The sequence below is a fragment of the Trichococcus pasteurii genome, from assembly GCF_900112935.1.
Taxonomy (GTDB): Bacteria; Bacillota; Bacilli; order Lactobacillales; family Aerococcaceae; genus Trichococcus; species Trichococcus pasteurii.
Window position 1 is genome coordinate 1 of the sequence record NZ_FONM01000040.1, and the last position, 3,185, is coordinate 3,185.

A 3,185-nucleotide genomic window follows, 5' to 3' on the forward strand; every position below is an offset into this window, starting at 1 on the left:
CTTCTCTTCAATAATCTCCCTACTGTTCATTCAATCTAATTATAAAAACAATGTATTAATTCCACAATTAAAAACGTCTTTTTGCGGAAGAACCTTTAAAATGTACCACCTCTGCAATAATTTTTACCAGGCTCGGCAAAGAAATGTACCACTAAATGCGAAGCAGTTTACCACAAATACCTCTTGTATAATGTAGGTGCACACCTCAGGGTGTGACATTTACTTTACAGGAGGTATTTTTATTATGTTTCATTATCGAAGGATACTGGAAATGCATGGTGAGAGAATCAGTATTCGCAGTATAGCTGCAGCAATCGGAAACTCTCGTCAAAAAGTTACAGAGGTTATCAGGAAGGCTGAGGAAAAAGGGATAGTAGTGCCACTATCAGAAGAGATGACCGATCAGTGGTTAGGGGAATTCTTGTTTCCGGAAAAGCAATTAGAGGCTAAAGGGAGACATTTACCTGATTTCGAAAAGGTTCACAAAGAACTTGCGAAACCAAACGTAACCTTGGCACTTCTTCATAAGGAATACGAAACAGAGTGCAGGACAAGCGGGAAAATCCCTTATGCTTATCGCTCATTTTGTGATTACTATAATGCCTTTGCGAGAAAGTATAAGGCTACCATGCGCATCCGTCGGAAGCCCGGAGAAATTATGGAAGTGGATTGGGCGGGGTCTACAGCTTATGTCGTAGATCGAGATACTGGAGAAAAAATAAAAGCTTATGTCTTTGTGGCGGCTTTGCCGTGCAGCCAATTGGCTTATGCGGAAGCATTCTTGACGATGAAATCAGTGGCTTGGATTGCGGCTCATAATCATGCGTTTGAATACTTTGGTGGTTCAACCGATATAATTGTCCCGGATAATTTAAAAACGGGTGTCAAAAAGAATGAGGGTATCGATGTGATCCTTAATGAATCCTATCGAGAGCTCGGGGAACATTACGGGTCCATTATTTTACCTGCGCGAGTTTCCACACCGAAGGATAAAGCCAGTGTCGAAGGCAGTGTTGGTGTCATCTCAACCTGGATTATAGCTGCTTTACGCAACACTCATTGCTTTACAATTGAAGATTTAAATCATGAAATCAGAAAGAAGCTACAAGAATTCAATGAACGACCGTTCACCAAGAAACCAGGATCCAGAATCAGTGCCTTCGAGGAAGAGGAAAAATTCGCACTTAATCCTCTTCCACTGGCACCTTATAAGATGTCTGTCTGGAAAAAAGCAAAGGTTCAACTAAACTACCACGTCTCGGTTGAAAGCATGTTTTATTCCGTCCCATACGAATACATTCAACAAAATATAGATATCCGGATGACAGAGAATCTAATTGAACTATATTTTAATTCCATGCGAATCGCAACACATAAACGTCTACAAGGGAAATTTGGACAGCACTCGACCGTAAGAGACCACATGCCAGATAACCACAAAATGTACGTCGATCATACCCCAGAATCGTCCATAGAATGGGGTGAAACCGTCGGTTCTTCGACAGTCAAGGTTGTTCAATACCTTTTGGACCATTATCAAAATGAAAAGCAAGCTTTAAAGTCCATCATGTCTCTAAAAAGCTTTGGTAAAAAATATTCAAAAGAGGAAATAGAATCGGCATGTTCCACAGCGTTAAGTTTAGCCTCTTCGCCTTCTGTTAAAAGTATCCAGACCATTCTAAAGAACAATAAGCAGAAGAAAGCAGCCAACCAATCAAATGCTGAATCTACTAGTATACAGACGCACGGATTCACTCGCGGCGCGTCCTATTTTGGAGGGAAATAATATATGTTAAATGAGCAAACATCAGCTAAGTTAGCTGAATTAAAACTTTCAGGAATGCTTGAATCCTATCATGAACAGATGACCAATAAAGATTATCAAGCAATGAGCTTTGAAGACCGTTTCAACCTCATGGTTGACTTGGAGTATTCTCGGCGAAAAAATAACAAACTACAACGGCTGATTAAAGCCGCAAACTTTAGAAATTCTACTGCTAGCATTGAAGACATCGAATACCATACGGACCGTAATCTAGATAAAAACCTTATCTTAAAACTAGCCAGTGGAATCTATCTGGAAGATCATCATAACCTCATTTTGATGGGTGCTTCAGGGAATGGGAAAACATACATCGCCAATGCCTTCGGAATACAGGCCTGCCGACAGTACTACAATGTGAAATACATCCGCCTTCCTGAATTACTAGATGAATTAACCATCTCTAAGAACCTAGCAGACGGCAGCTTCAGAAAAATAATCAATAAATATAAAAAAATTCAGCTACTCATCATCGATGAATGGCTGTTAACAGATCTTTCGTTAGAGAATTCGACCTTCCTGTTGGAAATAATTGAATCCCGGCTTAAAACAGCATCAACCATTTTCTGTTCACAGTTCCATCCAGAAGGATGGCACGCAAAACTAGGAAACCCACAAATCGCTGATGCCATTTTAGATAGGATTATCCATGATTCTTATCAAATTCTCGTGGATGGAAAAGTTTCTATGCGTGAACGCCATGGTATCCACAACTAGTTTTCAACTAAGAGGAGGTTTAAGGAATATGCGTTATGAAGATGAAACTGAAGATTATTATGAAATGTTAGATAAGCAATTTGAGGAGGATGAACTTATTTCCTTCGTTGTAGCCTTATTTGAATATTCTACTGAATTGGAAGAACAGGTCGTCGCACTAAGACGTACAGTCAATGAATTATCGGATAAAGAACGTCTCCCGTTTCCTGATTTAGAGGGAGATATCTATCAAGTATTTGATGATTTTTCAGCATACAGAAAGTACAAAAGTCTTATTGAAGAACGTATTGAATGGAATAAAACTCACCCTATTTCCGAGATGATGAAATGGCTATAGTAACTCCACTCAATGATGTCGGTTAAGTTTTGTAGGTAGAAATTTATCAGAGATCAACAAAGAGCCGCTCCTGAATCATATGGAGTGGCTCTTTGTTGACCTTAAGGTCATCATTTGTCGCTTGCGACATTTGAAGTGGTAAACGCTTTGCATTTACTGGTACAATTCTATGCACTTACTGGTAAAAATTAATGCACTAGTGGTACATATTCAAGGTTCTTCCGCAAAAAGACGTTTCCTTAAATTTTAAACATTAATTTAGCCCGTAATAGTTCGAGACTTCCTCTACCGTACATTATTCGTTTAATC

Annotated in this window: 3 protein-coding genes; all 3 read left to right on the forward strand. The window is 39.2% G+C overall.

Going from position 1 to position 3,185, the window contains the following annotated elements:
• Window positions 1–244 precede the first annotated feature (244 nt).
• Genes istA through BM184_RS15085 form a run of 3 tightly spaced genes read left to right on the forward strand, consistent with a single transcriptional unit; the run spans window position 245 to window position 2,876 of the window.
• Complete coding sequence (gene istA, locus BM184_RS15075) at window positions 245–1,786, forward strand: IS21 family transposase (RefSeq protein WP_093365138.1); 1,542 nt, start codon at window positions 245–247, stop codon at window positions 1,784–1,786.
• Between the two features lie 3 nt (window positions 1,787–1,789).
• A complete protein-coding gene (gene istB / locus BM184_RS15080; RefSeq protein ID WP_086942388.1) occupies window positions 1,790–2,539 on the forward strand; it encodes an IS21-like element helper ATPase IstB in 750 nt (249 codons plus the stop codon).
• A 28-nt stretch (window positions 2,540–2,567) separates the two neighbouring features.
• On the forward strand, window positions 2,568–2,876 hold the full coding sequence (locus tag BM184_RS15085; protein WP_086942389.1) for a hypothetical protein: 309 nt from the start codon (window positions 2,568–2,570) through the stop codon (window positions 2,874–2,876).
• Window positions 2,877–3,185: the final 309 nt, after the last annotated feature.